The following is an 18,206-nucleotide window of genomic DNA, read 5'->3' as shown; positions in this document are numbered from 1 at the left end:
CTTTGCTTATTGGGAGAATCGTATTCTCATTCGGTTGCCACTGCAACGCCCTGCCCGGCGGCGGCCGCGACACGTCCGTGTATCTGCGACCGGATGAGGACTTTCTGCACCTTGCCGCTCGCCGTGCGCGGATAGTCCTGCCCCTCGGGGACCTCGTGCAGTTCTTCCGGACACTTCTGCCGCGCCACGCCGGCCCGCCCGAAGTGGGCGCGGACCTCGTCGATGCCCGGCATGGTGTGGCCGGGCTTGATCCGCAGCACCGCGGCCACATGTTCACCGAGCCGCTCGTCGGGCGCGGACACCACCACCGCTTCGGCCACGGCGGGCATCGCGAGCAGCACCTCCTCGACTTCGAGGGCGCTGATGTTCTCGCCGCCGCGGATGATCACGTCGGCCTTGCGGTCGGTGATCGTCAGGTAGCCGTCCTCGTCGAGAACGCCGACGTCACCGGTGTGGTACCAGCCGTCGGCGTCGAACGCCTTGGCCGTCAGCTCGTCGTCGGTGTAGCCGAGGCACAGGTCGGGCCCCCGCGAGAGGATCTCGCCGTCGTCGGTCAGCTTGATCTCCACCCCCGGGCGGACGTCGCCGTCGGTGTAGAGCCGCTTGGCCTCCGGTGCGGTGCGCCGCGACCCCGTGATCGACGGGTGTTCGGTGCTGCCGTAGGAGCGGAAGACGAACAGTCCCATGTCGGCCAGCCGCCGGGTCACCGCCGCGGGCACCGTCGAGCCGCCCAACCCGACGGTGCTGAAGTTGGCCATGTGCGCCGGGGTGCAGTTCGGGTGGTCGAGCAGGCTGGTGACGAAGTAGGGCGGGCCGCCGCCGATCGACAGTCCCTCGGTCTCGATGAGGTCGAGCACCTTGGCCGGGTCCCAGACGTCGCACAGGTCGATCGGCGCACCCTCGAGCACCGGGATCAGGAAGGCCCCCAGCATGCCGATGAAGTGCCCGACGGGAGTCGCCGTCAGCTGCCTGCCGCGGTCGGGCGGGTAGTTCTCCAGCAGCTGACGGGTCTCGAATCCGAGGGTCTGGTGGCTGTGCACCACGCCCTTGGGATCGCGGGTGGTGCCCGAGGTGAAGGCGATCAGCGCTGGGCTCGCCGGATCGGCCTGCACGGTGCCGACCAGCGGCTCGTCGTCGAAGAGGTCGTCGAAGCCGTCGGTGCCGACCAGGCCGACGATGGGGACGTCGGCGCACAGGTCCGGCTGGAACTGCATGCGGCCGAACTCCTCGACCGTGATGAAGACCTTGGGTCGCGCCGTCCCCAGGATGTGCGTGAGCTCCGTGCGGCCGTAGAAGTGCACGATCGGCACGACGACCGCGCCGAGGAACGCCGAGGCCCAGAAGGCCACGGCCGCCTCCATCCAGTTCGGCAGCTGCAGGGCGACCACGTCACCCGGCCCCACCCCGCGCCTGCGCAGGCCCGACGCCAGCCGCCGCGCCCGCAGTTCGACGTCGGAGAAGGTGCCGGCATAGGGCCGGACCGCCGAGTGCACCCAGAAGCCGGTTTCTGGGGACGCGGTCAGACCGCGGGCGAGCATTTCGCCGAGTGTCTCGCGGGTCCACCACCCTTCCGCCTCGTACCGTTCGGTCAGCTCAACAGGGATGTTTCGCACGCTTGCCCAGCACCTCCAGCTCGATGGCGATGCTATTCTCCGCTGGCGAGAATGCCAATACCGCACTGGGAGAACGTCTGATGGTCGACCTCGAGGTGAACGACGGACTAGCGGTGATCACCATCGACCGCCCGCACGCCCGCAATGCCATCTCCCTGGAGACGATGGGCCAGCTCGAGACGGCGCTCGACGCCCTCGAGACCACCGTCGACGCGCGCGCACTCGCGATCACCGGTGCCGGCGACCGCGCGTTCGTCTCCGGCGGCGACCTCAAGGAACTCAGTGCGCTGCGCACCGAACTCGACGCCTCGGCGATGGCCTGGCGGATGCGGGCGATCTGCGACCGGATCGCCGCCTTCCCCGGCCCCGTGATCGCGGCGCTCAACGGCCATGCGCTCGGCGGTGGCGCCGAGTTCGCGATGGCCGCCGACATCCGGCTCGCGGCCGATGACATCAAGATCGGTTTCAACCAGGTGACGCTGGCGATCATGCCCGCCTGGGGTGGCGCCGAGCGGCTGGCCGCGCTGGTCGGCCGGGGCCGTGCGCTGATGCTGGCGGGTGCGGGCACGGTGCTCGAGGCGGCCGAGGCCGAGCGGATCGGCCTGATCGATCGGGTGCTTCCGCGCGCCTCCTTCGACGCCGACTGGCGCGCCGTCGCCCGGGCGCTGGCCACCGCGCCGGCCGCCGAGGTGAAACGGGTGGTCAACGGCGTCACCACCACCGAAGCCGTCGCCGCGTTCGCCCGCCTGTGGGTGTCCGACGCGCACTGGGAGGCCGCCGACAAGGTGATGAAGCGGGCTCGGTAGACCCGTTTACCGAGACGTGTTCTCTCTAGACGAGAACGCCATTTCCAATTAATGTCAGCCACATGCACGGCGTCGCATAGGCGCTGTTCGACCGTCGACACAGGAGGACGTCCATGGCCAAGGCGCTCGCGCCCGAGATCTCGACCTGGCCGGACAGCGAACCCCAGCTGATCGGCAGCACCTGCGGCGCGTGTGGCGCGACCGTCTTCCCGGTGCAGGCCCACTGTCCGAAGTGCAGCAGCGCCGAGATGTCGGACGCGCTGCTCCCGCGGACGGGCACGCTCGTCGCCTGGACCACGCAGGGTTTCCCGCCCGGCGCCCCCTACAAGGGGCCGACCGGCAAGGATTTCGTGCCGTTCGGCGTCGGCCTCGTGCAACTCGAGGACGTCATCCGGGTGGAGGGCCGGCTCACCGAAAACGATCCGGCCAAGCTGCAGTTCGGGATGGACGTCGAGCTGACGATGATCCCGTTCACCGAGGACGAGGACGGCGAGGAGATCATCACCTTCGCCTTCCAGCCGGTCTGACCCCGCGTACGAGAGGAACAGTCGAGACATGAACGACGTGGCGATCATCGGCGTGGGTCTGCATCCCTTCGGCCGCTTCGACAAGACCGCGATGGAGATGGGCGCCGAGGCGATCCAGAGCGCCCTGACCGACGCGAAGCTGGACTGGAAGGACATCCAGTTCGGCTTCGGCGGCAGCTACGAGGTGTCCAATCCCGACGCGGTCACCCGCCTGGTCGGCCTGACCGGCATCACGTTCACCAACGTGTTCAATGCCTGCGCCACGGCCGCAAGTGCCATCCAGCAGACCGCCGACACCATCCGGCTGGGCAAGTACGACATCGGCATCGCGATCGGCCTGGACAAGCACCCGCGCGGCGCGTTCACCGACGATCCGGCCAAACTCGCGTTGCCGCAGTGGTATGCGGAGAACGGGCAGTTCGTCACCACCAAGTTCTTCGGCATCAAGGCCAACCACTATCTGCACAAGCACGGCATCTCCGAGGAGACGCTCGCGCGCGTGGCCAACAAGAACTTCCGCAACGGCGCACTGAATCCGAATGCGTTCCGCCGCAAGGAGATCTCGGTCGACGAGATCATGGCCTCGCCGGTGCTGAACTATCCGTTGCGCCAGTTCATGTTCTGCGCCCCCGACGAGGGTGCGGCGGCGGTCATCATGTGCCGCGGCGACATCGCGCACCGCTACACCGACAAGCCGGTGTACGTGAAGGCCACGGAGATCCGCACCAGGACGTTCGGCGCCTACGAGGTGCACGCCACATCCGCGCCGCTCGACGAGGACGTCTCCCCCACGGTGTACGCCGCCCGCGCGGCCTATGAGCAGGCCGGGATCGGCCCCGAGGACGTCGACGTGGCACAGCTCCAGGACACCGACGCCGGCGCGGAGGTCATCCACATGGCCGAGACGGGGCTGTGCGCCGACGGTGAGCAGGAGAAGCTGCTGGCCGACGGCGCCACCGAGATCGGCGGGTCGATACCGGTCAACACCGACGGCGGTCTGATCGCCAACGGCGAGCCGATCGGCGCGTCGGGGCTGCGCCAGGTGCACGAGCTGGTGCGTCAGCTGCGCGGCGAGGCGGGCGACCGCCAGGTCCCCGGCGAGCCGAGGGTCGGGCTGGCGCAGGTGTACGGGGCGCCGGGAACCGCGTCGGCCACCATCCTGTCGACCTGAACCCGGCGTTGCCCGGTGGATAGCCGATCGGCTACTCTGGCTGACTAGCCGACCGGCTAGGGGCCGCGTTCAGCGCGCTCCGCCCACCGCCGCAACGCATCGAGGTTCGATGACGCTCACCGATACCGACAGCTCGCCGCGATCCGCCGACGTCACCACCCAATCGGTCAGTCTGTGGGCCGCGCTGGCGGCCGCGGTGGTGTTGCTCGTCGCGTTCGTCGCCTTCCCCGGTTTCTTCCCGCCGATGTCGCCGACACTGTCCGCCGAGGAGGTCGCGGCGTTCTACCGGGACAACGCCGCGATGATCCGGTTCAGCATGATCACGTTCAACCTGTGCGCGATCATGCTGCTGCCGCTGTTCCTGGTGATCGTCGTCCAGATGAAGCGGATGGCCGGCCAGAGCCACGTGCTGGCCTACTGCTACCTGACCGCCGTCGTCAGCGGCGCAACGATTTTCGCGCTTGCCGACATCTTCTACCTGGTGGCCGCGTTCCGTCCGGACCGCGGGCCTGAGCTGGTCCAGTTGCTCAACGACATGGCCTGGATCATCTTCATCGCGCCGGTCGGCATGCTGGTCGCCCAGAACCTGCTGCTGGCGCTGGCCGTCTACTTCGACACCGGTCCGCGGCCGGTGTTCCCGCGCTGGGTCGGGCACTACTCGCTGGCGACGGCGCTGGCGATGGCGCCCGCCGCGGCCGCAGCGGTGGTCACCTCCGGACCGCTGGCCTGGGACGGCGTGGTGTCGTTCTGGTTGCGCAACGGCGCCTTCGCCGCCTTCGTGATGGTGATGTTCTTCGTCCTGCGGGGCGTGCTGCGCAGGCAGGCCGCCGAGCAGCGCGACGCGGCGGTGCCCGCCCGATGAGCACGGTCACCTCACCGGCCGAGAGGCCTGCCGACAATCGCGGCGCCGCCCCAGTGCGACCGTCGGCGGGCAAGCGCGACATCTGGATCGTCTTCTGGATCGTGCCCGCGTTCTACACCGCGTTCGGGGTGATCTTCTTCGCCCTGGCGCGCACCATGCCCCCGCCGCGGCCCGACGTCACCACCGCGCAGAAGGCCGAGTTCTTCGCCGCACACCACCTGACCATCCAGATCGGTTTCGGGCTGCTCATCCTCATCGTCGGCGGCGCGGGTGTGGCCAACGGCATCGTCGTCTACCACATGAAACGGATGACCTCGGGCTCGGTGTGCGCGTATCTCTACATGGGCGGGATGGCCGTCGGCGCGCTGCCCGGCTGCCTGCTCGTCGCGTTCTGCTTCCTGACGGCGGCGCTGCGGCCCGACCGCGATCCCGAACTGCTGGCGCTGCTCTACGACCTCGGCTGCCTGTCCTACGTCGGATCACTCGGCTGCTTCACCGCCGCCTATTTCGGCTTCGCGATCGCCATCCTCTACGACCGCAACGGCGTCTTCCCCAAGTGGCTGGCCTACGTCACCGTCTGGCAGATCGTCACGGAGATCATGGCGGCGCCGCTCTTCGTGGTGGGCGCCGGGCCGTTCTCGTGGAACGGGTCGATGGCCTTCTGGTCCGGGACGCTGATCTTCGGCTTCTGGCTGTCCTGCGTGATCTTCTTCCTTCGCAAGGCCACCGAGGAACAGCCCGCCGACGAACTGCCGCTGGACTGAGGCCGGCCATGACCGACACCCGGCAGAACGCCGTCACCGCTCCCGCCCCCGGCACGCGCGCCCACCTGCCGGGGGACGGCGCCATGTGGGTGATGGTGCTGGGCGACCTCATCATCTTCGGCGCCTACTTCGTGATCTTCATGGTGCACCGGGCGATGGCGCCGCAGGAGTACCTGCACGCCCAGCAGGACCTCACGCTCACCGTGGGTGTGCTGAACACGCTTGTGCTGCTGACGAGTTCGTGGTTCATCGCGCGCGGCGTGGTGGCGGCGCGGGCGGGCGACCCCTTCGCCGCCCTGCGGTGGACCTACGGCGGCGCCGCCTGTGGCGTGGCGTTCATCGGCGTCAAGGCCTACGAGTGGTCGGTCAAGATCGCCGCGGACCACACGTTGGGCAGCGGCGAGTTCTGGTCGTTCTACTACATGCTCACCGGCATCCACCTCTTCCACGTCGCCCTCGGCCTGCTCATCATCGGCATCGTCGTCCGCGAGCTGCGCGACCCGCATCGTCGCCGGATGTCGATGGTCGAGTCCGGCGCCGTCTACTGGCACATGGTGGACCTGTTGTGGATCGTCATCTTCGCCCTGCTCTACGTGATGAGGTGAACCTGTGACCGTCGATGCTTCTCCAGCCGCCGTCTCGAGGGCGTCGGCGGACCGTGCGGTCACGGTCGCCTGGGTCGTGCTGTCGGCGATCACCGTCGCCTCCTGGTGGCTCGCCCCCGCCCACGGCGACCACGACGCGGTGGCCAGCATCCCCATCACGCTGGCGGTGATCGCCCTGGGAGTCATCAAGGGCCGGTTGATCATCCGGTACTTCATGGAGGTCAGGACGGCGCCCCGGTGGCTGCGCTGGGCCACCGACGCATGGCTGGCGGTGCTGTGGGCCGCCGTGCTGGCCATCTATCTGTACTGAGCGGCTCGGGCAAACGGCGCAATCGGTGGAAGTCCTGTTCTAATATTCGATAATGCTGTTTCCGATCCGGCCCGCCGTCGCGACCGCGGCGGCGTTCGCCGCCATGATGTCGACGGTCGGTTCGGCCAACGCCCAGCCCGCACCGCCACCGCCGGTGATGCATCACGTCAAGTACACCGTCTTCACCGAGGTGCCGGTGCCCGAGGCGGAGATCTACTACCGCGACGTCGATCCGCCGAACTGGGCGGAGTACAGCCACAATTCGTACAAGTTCAGCCCCAAGACCTGGTCGGCCCTCGGCCCGGATCAGATGTGGACGCTGGACGTCATGCTCGCCGACCCGGATCAGTGGGCCATGGTCACGGCCACCACGTTCTACGCGACACAGCCCGCGAACTTCCACTGCGTCCTCGCCGTCGACGGGGTCGTGGTGAAGACGGATGCCGGCCCCAAGGGCACGCTCTGCTCAATCCGCCCCTGGTGACTCGAGGGGCAACGGCTCCCCCTCGATCGCGCGGATCTGGTCTTCGAGGAACGACACGATCTCAGAGTGGCCCAGCGACATCCCGAGGCTGCGCTCGAACACCAGGACCTGTGAGGCGCCGGTCGCGAAGAACGTCCACACCACGGCGGGCACCGTCGAGGTGTCGACCCCGTAGTTCTGCAGCACCACCTTCATCGCCTTGGTCTGCTCCTCACGGGCCCGCTGCGCGTACAGCGCGATCTCGGCGTGCAGCGCCTTGCGGTGGTTGGCCAGCCCCATGAACTCGAGCGTCAGCCGGGTCGCCGACGGATCGGTCATGAATCGCCACAGCGCCCACAGCGGCTGCGGCGACGTCAGCGCCCGCGCCTGCGCCTCCAGGCCCTGCTCGGCGCGACGCCGGAACAGCGCCAAGAACAACTCGTCCATGGTGCGGAAGTAGTAGTGCACCAGCTGCGGTTTGAGGTCGGCCTTCTCGGCGACGCGTCGCGACGTCACCGCCGCGTAACCCTCGTCGATCATCAACTGCTCGGCGGCCTCGAGCAGCACGACCCGGTTCCTGGCGTCGGGCGCCCCGATCCGGCGCGGAGAAGCCACGTCGCAACACCTTCCGTCGAATGACTGGTGGACACGGGGATAGTAGCCGCCGTCGGGCGCTGTGACCTTGACCACGACCCTACGTCATGCTAAGCAGATGCTCAGCACTTTCAGCCCAGAGCGCCGACTTCCTGTCGGGCCACCGCAGTGTTCAGTTTCTCGAAGGGACGCCCCCAGATGACCGACTTCGACACCATCGACTACTTCACCGATCCGTCGCTGGTGCCCGATCCTCACCCCTACTACGACCACATGCGCAGCAAGTGCCCCGTCCAGCCCGAGCCGCACTACGGCGTGCTGGCGATCACCGGCTACGAGGAGGCCAACTCGGTCCTCAAGGACAGCGACACGTTCTCCTCCTGCATCGCACTGGGCGGCCCGTTCCCGCCGCTGCCGTTCACCCCGGAGGGTGACGACCTGACCGCGCAGATCGCCGCCAACCGGTCGCAGCTGCCGATGTTCGAGCACATGGTCACCATGGATCCGCCGGAGCACACCGACGCCCGGTCGCTGCTGAACCGGCTGCTGACGCCCAAGCGGCTCAAGGAGAACGAGGACTTCATGTGGCGCCTCGCCGACGAGGTGCTCGACGACTTCATCGCCGCCGGCCAGTGCGAGTTCCTGTCCTCCTACGCCAAACCGTTCTCACTGCTGGTGATCGCCGACCTGCTGGGGGTGCCCCCGGAGGACCATGAGGAGTTCCGCAACGTGCTGGGCGCCCCCCGGCCGGAAACCCAGGTCGGTCGGCTGGACGGTGCGAACGTCGGCCTGAACCCGCTCGAGTGGCTCGACGACAAGTTCATCTCCTACCTCGCCGACCGCCGGAAGAACCCGCGCAACGACGTCCTGACCGGGCTGGCGACGTCGAAGTACCCGGACGGGTCGACGCCGGAGCTCATCGAGGTGGCCCGTTCGGCGACGTTCCTGTTCGCCGCGGGCCAGGAGACCACCACCAAGCTGCTGTCCGCCTCCATGCGGGTCCTCGGCGACCATCCCGAGATCCAGCAGGCGCTGCGCGACGACCGCAGCCGCATCCCGACGTTCGTCGAGGAGTCGCTGCGGATGGACGCACCGGTGAAGAGTCAGTTCCGGCTCGCCAAGAAGCCGGCCAAGGTCGGCGACCTCGAGGTGAAGACGGGCACGATCGTGATGGTCTGTCCGGGCGCCGTCAATCGCGACCCCGACCGCTTCGACGATCCGCACGCGTTCCACCTGGACCGCAAGAACGTTCGCGAGCACATCGCCTTCGGGCGCGGCGTGCACTCCTGCCCGGGCGGCCCCCTGGCCCGTGTCGAGGGCCGGGTGTCCGTCGAACGGATCCTCGACCGGATGGCCGACATCACCATCGACGAGGAGAAGCACGGCCCGGCCGACGCCCGGCGCTACGAGTACGAGCCGACGTTCATCCTTCGCGGCCTGACCGAGATCAACATCAAGTACACGCACGTGTCGTGATCCGTGGTGCCGCCGCCCTTTTCACCGGGCGGCGGCGCTATTCGGTGCCGCGCAGGGGCAGGTCGCCGCGTTCCCAGAAGGCGCGGTTGTTCATCGCGACACAGGTGAGGAAGAGGCCGTCGGGAGCCTGGGCGACCTCGCCGACGAACTCCGGGCACAGGTCGTACTGGTTCTTGACCCCGTGCATCTCGGGTGAGCGGAACCAGCGCGGCTCGTACCGCCGGGCGGAACCACAGAACACCAGCCGCCCCCACGACGTCACGCCGAACGCGTAATAGGTGCTGTTGTTGCAATAGGAGCCGAGCACGATGTTGGGTGCGATACCGGGTGTGCAGTTCGGGTTGTTGCACGGCGCCCCGGCGGGCGGTATCGGCGGAGGGATCTGTGGCTGTGCTGAGGCCTGCGGCGCCATCAGCGTCGCGGCCACCAACACCGGAGTCGCCCACGCAGCAAGCACCGCGACGATCGATCGCATCAGATCATCTTCACACAAGGAGTAATCAAATTCTCGCTTTCGGAGAGCCAAGCTCCACCAGCGAATTATGCTGGTGGCCATGCGCGTAGACCGAGTCCTCGGCACCATGGCGATGTCCGTGGCCACCCTGTGCGGCGGCGTCGTCGCGGCAGCGCCCGCAGACGCCGCGCGGGAGGTTGCGCTCAACGGCACCTACCGGGTGTTCTCCGACGGTGAGTGGGCCAGGCGCGACGAGGTGCTGTTCGACGTGCCGAGCGAGACCCAGACCTGGACCGTGAACACCACCTGTGTCAGTCCGATCGAGTGCACCGGCACGGTGACCAGCAGTCTCGGCTGGACCGGTGCCGCCCGCCTCGATGACTTCTGGTTCATCGAGCACGACATCCCGCGGTGGGCGCCGTGCCCCGACGGCACCTTCGCGCGAGCCCGCCAGACGTTCCTCATCTTCGGCTTCGACCCGGTGACCGAGCAGCGCATCGTGTCGACGGACTTCCTCCAAGGCCGCAACATCACCAAGGCGCCGAGCGGATCGTGCGGCCGCAACGCGGTTCTCGACTTCGAGTTGCCCGTGCGGGTCGAGCGCATCAGCCGCTGACCGGCCGCACCCCGCCGTGGCGAGTTTAATCTCGCCGGCCGCTTGTTCGCCGCGCACCGACGAGATCAGCTCGGCAGCATGTCCTTCCAGGACTTGTCCGCACCCACGAGGTTGCTCTGTGTCTGCAACCGGCCGTCTGCGGTCAGGTACTGCCCCGTGCGCGGGTCGTAACGCTGGAACGCCACTGCCGGCCCGTCACCGTCGAACGCACTCGGGGTGGCGGGAACCGCCCCGTCCGCGGCCGGAGGTGCCGGCGGCGGTGCGATCGGAGTTCCGTTGAGCGAGTTGCCTGCCGGTGGCGGCGGCGGCACCGGAGCCTGTGGCAGCGCGGGTTGCGCGGGCGCCACGGGTGCGGGCACCGCATCCGGCGGCGAGGCACCGGGCGGCGGCTGCGGGGTGAACGCGGCGGGAGGCGTTCCCGACGGCACCGCACCCGGCGGCAACGGCGTCCCCTGCACGGGCGCGTAGATCCGCTCGTTGAAGTCCACGATGTCGTGCGGCGGCAGCCCGTTCTTGATCAGGTTCGGGTCGAACGCATAGGGCCCGGTGTAATGCTGGCGGATCACCTGCGGTACGAAACCGCGCGGGTCGTTGCACAGTTCGACGGTCGGGGCGCGCTTCCCGGGTTTGCCCTGGCACGGATAGTTGCGCGCACCGCGGACGTTGATCGGGGAATCCTGCGGCAGCTTGCAGTACAGGCCATCCGGCGTGTCGATCGACGTCTCGTCCTCCGGGGAGCGCCACTGCGACGGCGGCAGGAAGCCGACCGTGCACGGCGGCGGGTCGCTGATCGTCAGGGCGAAGTCGGCGAACGGCAGGCCGGTCGGATTCTTGTTGGGCAGGCCGAAGGACTGCTGCGCCGCGATGATCCCCGGGAACATCACGATCAACTGTTCGAGCGACCGGTTGTAGGTGACCAGCACCTGCCCCACCGTGGTGAGGTTGGCAAGCAGGGTCGGCAGGGTCGGCTTCACCTGCTCGAGCAGTGCGCTCACCTCCTGCGCGAAGCCGGGGCCGCGCTCCAGCGTGGTGCGGATCTCCGGGTCGTTCTGTTCGAGTTGAGCGGTGACGCCGGCCAGGCTGCGGGCCCAGGTCCGGATGGAATCCGTGGTCTCCGCCTGGGATTCCAGCAGCGGCCCGGCGTCGTCGACCAGGGTGCGTGCCTCGCCGGAGGCGCCGCGCACGTCCGTCGACAGCTTGGCCGCCGAGTCGAGCAGGGACTGGAAGTCCGGACCCGCCCCGTTGAAGGCCTTGAACGCCTCGTCCAGCAGATCGGAGATGCGATCTCCTGGAATGGATTCGACCAGCGAGCTGAGCTCGTCGAGTACCGGTCCGACGGGCTGCGGAATCGTGGTGTCACGCACCGAGATCCGTGATCCGTCGGTCAGGTAGGGGCCGGAATCGGTACGGGGCCGCAGGTCGACGTACTGCTCGCCGACGGCCGAGACGCTGCGCACCTCGGCCTCGAGATCGGCGGGGATCTTCGGCGACGTCTCCAAGGAGAGGATCGCCTCGGCGCCGTCCTCGGTGAGGTTTACCGAGGTCACCTTGCCCACCTGGACGCCGCGATAGGTCACGTTGCTGAACTGGTAGAGGCCGCCGCCGGCCGGTAGCTCGAGGGTGACGGCCAGTCGGCCGATTCCGAGCAGGGTCGGCACCTGCATGTACGCGAACACCATCACCCCCACTCCGACCACCGAGGCGATGGTGAAGATGATCAGCTGCGTCCGAACGAACCGGGTGAGCATCAGCCACCTTCCGAGGTCGGCGGGACCGCCTCGGCCGGAGCGGGCGCCGGCGGAGGTGGCGGCGGCGCGGCGCCGAACGGCCCCGCGAAGATCTGTCCCTGGGGAATGCTCTGCGACGCGGGGGCCCAGGGATTCGCAGGCGGCGGCGGCGTGACGGGCAGCAGCGGTTCGGCCACGGTGGGCATGGGCGCCACCTCGGCCACCTCACCCACCTGACCCGGTGGCGCGGCCGGCGCGTCCGGTGAATCACGCTGCGGCGGAGCCACACCGATGCTCATCGGATCGTACGAATAGTTCAGGTAGTACGGGTCGCCCGGAGCCGGGATGAGCTTCGCCTCCTGGTCTTCCCACCGGGTGCCCAGCAGCAGTGAACGCTTGAACTTCGGATAGGTCAGGTCAAAGGTGGCGAACAGATTGATGTAGTCGCCCTTGGTGATCCGGTCGGCGAAGGTCGGCCCGTAGGGGAACGCGGTGGCCCACAGCAGCGCGAGGTTCAGGTCCGGCCCGATGTCGGCGATTCGCCCCAGCGCCGGCTCGAGGTTCTTCAAGTTGGTCACCAGATCGTCCCCGGCGTTGTTCACCAGGGTGGTCGCGGTGTCGCTGAAGGTGCCGAGCTTCTCCAGCGCCGTGGTCAACGTCGGCCGCTCCTTGATCAGCACGTCGATGGCCGGCGGGATGTCCTTCAGCGCACGGTCGATGACGTCACGCTGGCCGGCGAACCGGCTGGCCACCCGGTTCAGCTGCTGTATCGACGCGATGATGTTCTCCCGCTGCGCGTCGAGTGTGCCGACGAAGTCGTCGAGGCGGGTGAGCAGTTCACGGATCTCCGGTTCGCGTCCGGACAGCGCGCGACTGGCGTTGTGGATCACGTCGCCGATCTGTCCCAGCCCACCTCCGTTGACGACGGCGGCCAGCGACGACAGGGTGCGCTCAGTGGACGGGTAGGTCGACGAGTCAGCCAGCGGGATCGTGGTGCCGGGCTGCAGTCGTCCCTGCGGGCTCTCCCCCAGCGGCGTGTTGAGGGCGAGGTGCATGGAGCCCAGCAGGCTGGTCTGCCCGACGGTGGCCACCGCGTTGGCGGGCACCACCACGTCGGGCTTCACCGAGATCTCGACGTCGGCGTGCCAGTCTTTGACCGTCATCTTCCCGACGCTGCCCACCACGACATCGTCGATCAGCACCGGCGAATTCGACTCGAGTGTGCCGACATTCGGCACCTCGACCTGATAGCTGACGGAGTCCGGCCCGCGGCCGTCCGCACCGGGCAGCGGCAGCGAGTTGACACCCTGGAACGAGCACGCGGACAGCGACAGCACCGCGCACGACGCGATTGCGGCTCGCCGCATCGGGACATGGCGGGTCATGATGGCGGGTTCCCTTCCGCGGGCAGCAGTGGCGTGTTCGGCACCGGCGCCGGAGCGGCGTCGTCGACCGTCGAACCGGGCGGGGCCGCAGGCAGGAGCATCGCGTCGACCGACGGTGACTGCACAGGAATGTTGGAGATGATGGTCGGCGGTGCCGGAATCGGCGCGCCCGGATACAGCGCCGGAGACGGGATGGCCGGCGCATCGCGGTCGGGCTGGTAGATCCCCGGCGGTCCGGGCGGCGCACCCCAACCCGGGGGCGGCGGAATGTCGCCTGCGCCGGTGTAGGCGGAGACGGTGGGTCTCGGCTCGGGCGGATCGCCGGGTCCGGCGCCGCCGGGCGCGAGCTTCGGATCGGTGTAGATCATGCGGGTCGGGTCGATCGCCGGCCTCAGGTAGGCGTTGATCGGAAACGGGATGTTGTTGAAGTTCAACAGCCGCGCCGCGGGGCCGAGGTACTGCGCGCAGAGTTTGGCGGTCTCCGGCGCACTGACATTGGCGACGGCGCCGATCATGCCGCAGATGATCTGCGTCGGATTCGAGAAGTTGTTGAAGGCGAACGCGCCGGTGACCGCGCCGCTGTTCGGGTAGTAGATGTTCTCGAAGTTCGCGATCGCGTTCGGCGTGATGTGCAGGACGTTCTCCAGCGCCAGCCGGTTGTCCACCAGCACCTGCGTCACATTCGCCAGCCGCTGTACCTGCTCGGAGGTCTGGTCCCGGCTGCCCGCGACGAAGCGCTGCACCTCACCGATCGCGACCGAAAGGTCCGACAGCGCCGCGTCGAGGTCCGACCTGCCGTCGTCGAGGACGCTGGTAAGACTGGCCAGCCGATTCTGGAACTGGACGATCTGCTGCTTGCTGTCACGCATCGCGGTCACGAAGATCTGCAGGTTCTTGATGATGTCGACGATGTTGCCGCTGCCTTCGGCGAAAATCCGTGCGGCGCCGGACAACTGGGACAGCGTGCTGCGCAGCTTCTCGCCGTTGCCGTCGAGCGCATTGGCCGCACTGTCGATGAACCGGGAGACGGAGGTGCCGTCCACGCCCTTGTCCGGCCCCAATTCGGTGGCCAGCCGCATCAACTGGTCCTTCACTTCGTCCCACTCCACCGGGATGGCGGTCTGGCTCTGCGGGATCACGCCGCCGTCCCGCATCGTGGGCCCGTCCCCCTCGCGGTAGGCAGGGGTGAGCTGGACATACCGTGCGGCCACCAGGTTCTGGGCGACGATCACCGCTTTCGCGCCCTCCGGTATCGGCACGCTGCGGTCGATGCTCATGGAGATCTTGGTCTGCGTGCCCTCCGGGGTGATCGCATCGATCGTGCCGACCTTCACCCCGGCGACCCGGACCTCGTCCCCGGCGTAGATGGCGGTGGCCGTCGAGAAGTACGCATTGACGGTGGTGGGGCCGAAGAACGCCTGACGCACCAGAAATCCACCGCCGGCCACCAGGGCGACGGCCAGCAGGATCGCGGTCCAGGCCGCGAGGCGCTTACGGGTTGCCATCATCGGGGAGGTCTCCTGGCTGGGGAATGCCGTTGACGGGGAACGGGAGCTCGGCGCGCGGGCCTACCGCATCCGTTGGCTGCCCGGCATTCACACCGCGGCGGAACCCGAACGCGTAGTCGAGGAACGGCTGTAGCAACTGGCCGAAGACCAGGTTCGGCACGAACGCGTTGTAATACGCACCGTTGGACACGATCTCGCCCTGTGTCAGATAGTATTTCGCGGCTCCCGGCAGCATCTTGGCCAGGCTGTCGCGGTTGCGCTCCAGCATCGCGGTGACGCTGTTCAACTGCTCGAGCGTCGGGCGCAGTTCGTTCTCGTTGTCGGCCACCACCCCGGTCAGCTGCCTGGACACCGCGGAGATGCTCGCCAGCAGGCTGGTGATGGCATAGCGCCGTTCGTCGAGCACCGCCAGCAGATCATTGGCGTTGAGGATGAGCGCGTTCACCTGGCTGCTGCGCTCGGAGAAGATCTGCGTGACGTCGCCTGCGGTGCGCAGCAGTTCGGCCAGGCTCTCGTTGCGGTTGTTGAGCGACTGCGACACCCGCGTGAGTCCGTCGAAGGTCGGCCCCAGCTGTGGGGACACCTGGTCGAGCGTCTGCGCTAGGGTGTCGAGCGACTGGTTGAGTGCCTGGGTGTTCGTGTCCCGGGTGTTGGCGGTCAGCTCGCTGACGGCATCGGTCAACGAGTACGGCGAGGTGGTCCGGCTGGTCGGGATGACCTGGTCGGTGGACAGCTTGCCGCTGCCTTCGGACTCCAGCGTCAGCACGCGCTCACCGAGCAGGCTGCCGGTGCGGATGTGGGCGGTGCTGTCCGAACCCAGCGCGTACTTGCTGTTGATCGTGAACTTGACCAGCGCGTCGCCATTGTCCAGTTCGATCGACGACACCGATCCGACCTTGATGCCCGACACCGTCACGTCGTTGCCGCTCACCAGCCCGCCGGCCTCGGTGAAGAGCGCTTGGTAGCGCAGCGCGGTTCCCCACGAGATCAGCCGTTCGGGTTGCAGCCCGACGACGATGATGAGGACGATGACGGCCACGCCGATGAACCCTGCCCGGACGAGCTGAGGGCCACGATATTTGAGCATTACTCGTCCACGCACCTTCCGGTCTCTTGTTTGATCCAGGGGAACACCACCGTGCGGCCCTCCAGATCACTGGCGCGGAAGGTGACACCGCAGATGTAGTACGGGAAGAACGCCCCGTACGACCCGACGCGTGCGAGCTTGCGATAGATCTCGGGCAGCCGCTGAATAGTGGCCTCGAGCCGTTCCAGGTCGGTGTTGAGCACCGGAGCCAGCCGGTGCAACTGGTCGACGGTGCCTGCGAGCGGGGACCGGGCACGACCGAGCAGGTCGGCCAGCGAGGTGGTCCCGTTGTCCAGTGACTCGATGGCCGTGCCGATCGGGTCGCGGTCCTGGGCCAGTCCGGAGATCAGCTGCTCGAGTTTGTCGATCGCGCCGGAGAACTCGTCGCCGTCCTCCGACAACGTGTCCAGCACCGTGCGTAGTTCGGAGATCAACTGCTCGATCACCTGGTTGTTGTCGGCCAGCGAGTTGGTGAAGGACGAGGTCTTGCTGAACAGCGATTCCAATGTGCCGCCCTGGCCCTGCAGGATCTGCACCAGTGATCCGGTGAGCGCGTTGACATCCTGGGGGTTCAGACCCTGGATGACCGGCTTGAGCCCACCCAGCAGAAGATCGAGGTCGAGCGCGGGCGCGGTGCGGTCCTCGGGGATCTGTGACCCCACCGGCAGGATCTTCGTCGAGTCCGGCGTGTCGAGCAGCTCGACGTAGCGGTCCCCCACCAAGTTGAGATAGCGGATCGCGACCTTCGTGCCGGTGGTCAGCTGGGTGCTGCGGTCGGCCTCGAAGGTCACCAGCACCTTGCGATCGGGCTGGAGTTCGACGTCGTTGACCGTGCCGACACGGATACCGGCGATCCTGACGGTGTCGCCCGGCTTCAGCCGGGAGGCATCGCTGAAGACGGCCGAATACTCGCTGCTCGCACCGGTTCTGGTATCGCTGAAGACCAGGAACACGAACGCGGTCAGCAGCACCGAGATGACCGCGAAGATCATCAGCTTGACGAATGTCGACACCGAATTCGTCATCCCGGCATCCCGATCTGTGGGCTGTTGCGCGGCGGACCGTCGAGCGGCCCGTAGAGCCAGTTCTTGAGTCCCTCGGAGTTCAGCAGGATGCCTGCGTTGCCGTACTGCGCCGGATTCGAGCCGACGTCGCCGACGATGAACGGCGGCCGGAACTCGGCCGGCTGCTCGGGCAGACCGAGCTCCTCGCAGAAGTCGGCGCCGCCGCTGGAGGCGGCGACCTTCGGCAGGTCACCGGGGTAGCGGTAGCGCTCGACGCCGAGCGTCAGGCCGGCGTTGACGAGGATCCCGGAGTACTGCGGAGGGGACTTCGCGAAGGGAATGAGGCCGCCGACACCGCACCAGATCGACTCGCGGTACTCGTTGAGCAGCTCGGACGTCGGTACCAGGACGTGCACCAGGTCGGTCAGCGCCTGCTGGTTGCCGCCGACCACTTCGTTGCCGAGGTCGGCCAGACCGATGCTGCTGACCAGGAAGGCGTCGAGGTTCTGCTGCTGGTCGACGATGGAGTTGCTCACCGATGTGGTGCTCTCGATGGTCGACAGCAGATTCGGTGTCGCATCGCCGTATGCGGTCAGCGTCGGCACCAGGGCCTCGATGTCGCGCGACAGGTTCGGCAGACTCGGCTCGAGTTCAGCGAGCAGCGCATTGAAGTCGACGAGGGTCTTGCCGAACTGCTCGCCGCGTCCGTTGAACGCCGACGAGATCGCGCCCAGCGTCTCGTTCAGCTTCGCCGGGTCGATCTTGTCGAGCACGTTCACCAGCTGCTGGAACACCGTGTTCACCTCGACGGTGACGTGCCGGTTCTCGATGACCTGACCGGCCGCCAGCCGCGTCGGCTCCGGATCGGGCGGCGCCACCAGCTCCACGAACTTGGCGCCGAACACCGTGGTGGAGGCGATGTCGACGAGCACGTTCGACGGGATCAGCTTCAGCTGTTCCGGATTCATCGCCAGGTGCAGCACGGCCTTGCCGTCGGCGCGTTCCTCGATCGAGGACACCTGGCCGACCTGGACGCCGCGCATCTTCACCCGGGCCTCGGGATTCATCACCAGGCCTGCGCGGTCGGCCACCACCATCACCGGGACGGTGCTGGTGAAACTGCCACGGAACAGACCGATCGCCAGGGCGATGATGAGCCCGAACACCACCAGGGTGCCCAGTCCGGCCAGGGCGGCGTAGTTCCGGCCGCCGGTGTTGCTCTGCGCCATGATCC

19 protein-coding genes are annotated in these 18,206 nt (G+C 67.7%); 10 read left to right on the top strand and 9 right to left on the bottom strand.

Annotation, left to right across the window (positions count from 1 at the left end):
- Positions 1 to 26 precede the first annotated feature (26 nt).
- Entirely contained in the window at positions 27 to 1,613 is a 1,587-nt protein-coding gene (locus tag AB0K11_RS27200; protein WP_364984621.1) for an AMP-binding protein, read from the bottom strand.
- Between the two features lie 80 nt (positions 1,614 to 1,693).
- Between AB0K11_RS27200 and AB0K11_RS27195 the strand changes: the two genes are divergently transcribed.
- The 8 genes from AB0K11_RS27195 to AB0K11_RS27160 all read left to right on the top strand — a co-directional run bounded on the left by AB0K11_RS27195 (position 1,694) and on the right by AB0K11_RS27160 (position 7,142).
- On the top strand, positions 1,694 to 2,419 hold the full coding sequence (locus tag AB0K11_RS27195) for an enoyl-CoA hydratase/isomerase family protein (protein ID WP_364984619.1): 726 nt from the start codon (positions 1,694 to 1,696) through the stop codon (positions 2,417 to 2,419).
- A 113-nt stretch (positions 2,420 to 2,532) separates the two neighbouring features.
- Positions 2,533 to 2,946, top strand: a complete 414-nt coding sequence (locus tag AB0K11_RS27190; RefSeq protein ID WP_364984616.1) for an OB-fold domain-containing protein — start codon at positions 2,533 to 2,535, stop codon at positions 2,944 to 2,946.
- Between the two features lie 28 nt (positions 2,947 to 2,974).
- A complete protein-coding gene (locus AB0K11_RS27185) occupies positions 2,975 to 4,117 on the top strand; it encodes a thiolase family protein (protein WP_364984614.1) in 1,143 nt (380 codons plus the stop codon).
- A 109-nt stretch (positions 4,118 to 4,226) separates the two neighbouring features.
- Positions 4,227 to 4,979 carry a hypothetical protein gene (locus AB0K11_RS27180; RefSeq protein WP_364984612.1) on the top strand — a complete coding sequence of 251 codons (753 nt, stop codon included), beginning with the start codon at positions 4,227 to 4,229 and terminating at the stop codon, positions 4,977 to 4,979.
- Positions 4,976 to 5,743, top strand: a complete 768-nt coding sequence (locus AB0K11_RS27175) for a hypothetical protein (RefSeq protein WP_364984610.1) — start codon at positions 4,976 to 4,978, stop codon at positions 5,741 to 5,743. The genes AB0K11_RS27180 and AB0K11_RS27175 overlap by 4 nt, the downstream gene beginning before the upstream one ends.
- Positions 5,744 to 5,751: 8 nt before the next feature.
- Positions 5,752 to 6,348, top strand: coding sequence for a cytochrome c oxidase subunit 3 (locus AB0K11_RS27170; RefSeq protein WP_364984608.1), 597 nt, complete (start codon positions 5,752 to 5,754; stop codon positions 6,346 to 6,348).
- 4 nt (positions 6,349 to 6,352) lie between these two features.
- Positions 6,353 to 6,658 (top strand): cytochrome C oxidase subunit IV family protein, encoded by a 306-nt coding sequence (locus tag AB0K11_RS27165; protein WP_364984607.1) that lies wholly within the window; start codon positions 6,353 to 6,355, stop codon positions 6,656 to 6,658.
- A 103-nt stretch (positions 6,659 to 6,761) separates the two neighbouring features.
- Positions 6,762 to 7,142 (top strand): hypothetical protein, encoded by a 381-nt coding sequence (locus tag AB0K11_RS27160; protein WP_364984826.1) that lies wholly within the window; start codon positions 6,762 to 6,764, stop codon positions 7,140 to 7,142.
- On the opposite strand, the gene AB0K11_RS27155 is transcribed toward AB0K11_RS27160, so the two are convergent.
- A complete protein-coding gene (locus tag AB0K11_RS27155; RefSeq protein ID WP_364984605.1) occupies positions 7,125 to 7,736 on the bottom strand; it encodes a helix-turn-helix domain-containing protein in 612 nt (203 codons plus the stop codon). The genes AB0K11_RS27160 and AB0K11_RS27155 overlap by 18 nt on opposite strands.
- 177 nt (positions 7,737 to 7,913) lie before the next feature.
- Here AB0K11_RS27155 and AB0K11_RS27150 point away from each other — a divergent pair, with 177 nt between their 5' ends.
- Positions 7,914 to 9,191 (top strand): cytochrome P450, encoded by a 1,278-nt coding sequence (locus tag AB0K11_RS27150; protein WP_364984603.1) that lies wholly within the window; start codon positions 7,914 to 7,916, stop codon positions 9,189 to 9,191.
- Positions 9,192 to 9,228: 37 nt separating this feature from the next.
- Here the strand turns inward: AB0K11_RS27150 and AB0K11_RS27145 are convergent, their stop codons facing one another.
- Entirely contained in the window at positions 9,229 to 9,666 is a 438-nt protein-coding gene (locus tag AB0K11_RS27145; protein WP_364984601.1) for a hypothetical protein, read from the bottom strand.
- Between the two features lie 79 nt (positions 9,667 to 9,745).
- Between AB0K11_RS27145 and AB0K11_RS27140 the strand changes: the two genes are divergently transcribed.
- Complete coding sequence (locus tag AB0K11_RS27140; RefSeq protein ID WP_364984600.1) at positions 9,746 to 10,261, top strand: hypothetical protein; 516 nt, start codon at positions 9,746 to 9,748, stop codon at positions 10,259 to 10,261.
- Positions 10,262 to 10,326: 65 nt separating this feature from the next.
- On the opposite strand, the gene AB0K11_RS27135 is transcribed toward AB0K11_RS27140, so the two are convergent.
- The 6 genes from AB0K11_RS27135 to AB0K11_RS27110 are packed head-to-tail and all read right to left on the bottom strand — an operon-like array spanning position 10,327 to position 18,201.
- Positions 10,327 to 12,009 (bottom strand): MlaD family protein, encoded by a 1,683-nt coding sequence (locus tag AB0K11_RS27135; protein ID WP_364984599.1) that lies wholly within the window; start codon positions 12,007 to 12,009, stop codon positions 10,327 to 10,329.
- A complete protein-coding gene (locus tag AB0K11_RS27130) occupies positions 12,009 to 13,355 on the bottom strand; it encodes an MCE family protein (RefSeq protein WP_364984597.1) in 1,347 nt (448 codons plus the stop codon). The genes AB0K11_RS27135 and AB0K11_RS27130 overlap by 1 nt, the downstream gene beginning before the upstream one ends.
- 14 nt (positions 13,356 to 13,369) lie before the next feature.
- A complete protein-coding gene (locus AB0K11_RS27125) occupies positions 13,370 to 14,881 on the bottom strand; it encodes an MCE family protein (RefSeq protein WP_364984595.1) in 1,512 nt (503 codons plus the stop codon).
- A complete protein-coding gene (locus AB0K11_RS27120) occupies positions 14,865 to 15,968 on the bottom strand; it encodes an MCE family protein (RefSeq protein ID WP_364984593.1) in 1,104 nt (367 codons plus the stop codon). The genes AB0K11_RS27125 and AB0K11_RS27120 overlap by 17 nt, the downstream gene beginning before the upstream one ends.
- The gene (locus tag AB0K11_RS27115) at positions 15,968 to 16,993 is read right to left on the bottom strand and encodes an MCE family protein (protein ID WP_364984591.1); all 1,026 of its coding nucleotides are present in this window, start codon (positions 16,991 to 16,993) and stop codon (positions 15,968 to 15,970) included. The genes AB0K11_RS27120 and AB0K11_RS27115 overlap by 1 nt, the downstream gene beginning before the upstream one ends.
- The gene (locus tag AB0K11_RS27110; RefSeq protein WP_364984589.1) at positions 16,990 to 18,201 is read right to left on the bottom strand and encodes an MCE family protein; all 1,212 of its coding nucleotides are present in this window, start codon (positions 18,199 to 18,201) and stop codon (positions 16,990 to 16,992) included. The genes AB0K11_RS27115 and AB0K11_RS27110 overlap by 4 nt, the downstream gene beginning before the upstream one ends.
- Positions 18,202 to 18,206: the final 5 nt, after the last annotated feature.

This window comes from Mycobacterium sp. NPDC050551 (assembly GCF_040674075.1).
GTDB lineage: Bacteria > Actinomycetota > Actinomycetes > Mycobacteriales > Mycobacteriaceae > Mycobacterium.
This window is presented reverse-complemented; position numbering and strand designations above follow the sequence as displayed.